This is a genomic window from uncultured Leptotrichia sp. (assembly GCF_938036635.1).
Taxonomy (GTDB): Bacteria; Fusobacteriota; Fusobacteriia; order Fusobacteriales; family Leptotrichiaceae; genus Leptotrichia; species Leptotrichia hongkongensis.
In genome coordinates, this window is sequence record NZ_CALHQO010000266.1 from 1 (window position 1) to 1,239 (window position 1,239).

The window sequence follows — 1,239 nt, forward strand, 5'->3', positions numbered from 1 at the left end:
AAAATGGAGGATCCTGAAAAAATGATAGATCAGTATCTAAGAGATATGGAAAAGGATCTAGGTAGTGTAAAGGCTGAAACTGTTGCTGTAATGGCACAGGAAAGCGCTGCGAAGAGAAAAGTTATAGAATGTGAAGATGAAATTAAAAAAATGGAAAATTATGCGAAAAAAGCTCTTCAAGCAGGAAATGAAGCAGATGCGAGAATGTTCTTGGAAAAAAAGGAGTCTATCAAGATAAAGATGGAGTCTTTAGAAAAGGAAAAAATGATTGCGGTTGAAAATTCTTTGAAAATAAGAGAAATGCATGATAAACTTACATCGGATATACAAAAACTTAATGCAAAAAGAAATGAAATAAAAGCCAAAATAAAAATGGCAAAATCTGCACAAAAAATTAATTCAATGACATCTTCTACTGGAATAAGCGGGAAAATGGATTCATTTAACTCTATTGAAGAAAAAGTAGATAGAATGTTAGACGAAGCAAATGCATCTATAGAACTTAATTCGCCTAAAAAAGATGAAGTGGATGATCTTATGAAAAAATATGACAGTGGAGAATCAGAAAGTTTATCAGCAGTTGATGAAGAACTGGAAAGATTGAAAAAGGAAATGGGATTATAAAAACTGGAAGGAGTAATATAAAAATGGGATTATTTGGCAATCAGCTTGCGAACGTGATAGAATGGGAGCAGTATAACGATGAAATGCTCTTTTGGAAATGGTCAAATAAGGAAATAAAAAAAGGTTCAAGATTAATTATAAGACCTGGACAAGATGCGATTTTTCTTTTTAATGGAAAAGTGGAAGGCGTATTTGAAGACGAGGGAAGCTATGATATTGCTTCTCAAATTGTGCCTTTTCTATCAACATTGAAGGGATTTAAATTTGGATTTAACTCGGGAATGAGAGCGGAAGTGCTTTTTATCAATACAAAGGAAGTTACTGTAAAATGGGGAACTAAAAATGCTATTAATATTCCAGCACCAGGACTTCCAGGAGGAATGCCAATAAGAGCCTTTGGTACAATGGCTTGTAAAGTTGATAACCATAACGTATTAATTGATAAAATTGCTGGAATTAAGCAACAATTTTATATTGATGATGTGAAAGAACGTGTAATTTCAATGCTGGATCAGCTGCTTATGAAATGGATAGTTAGAGAAGGAAAGGATATGTTCAATCTTCAGGCAAATTCTTATGAAATTGGAAATGGGATTAAAGAAGATATGGATTTTG

At 32.9% G+C, this 1,239-nt stretch carries 2 protein-coding genes; both read left to right on the top strand.

The window, feature by feature from the left end; all coding sequences use genetic code 11:
• A partial coding sequence (locus Q0370_RS05190; protein ID WP_299573011.1) for a PspA/IM30 family protein occupies window positions 1-624 on the top strand: 624 nt, incomplete at its 5' end.
• A 23-nt stretch (window positions 625-647) separates the two neighbouring features.
• Window positions 648-1,239: SPFH domain-containing protein (locus Q0370_RS05195; protein ID WP_299573013.1), on the top strand; the 592-nt coding region annotated here is incomplete at its 3' end.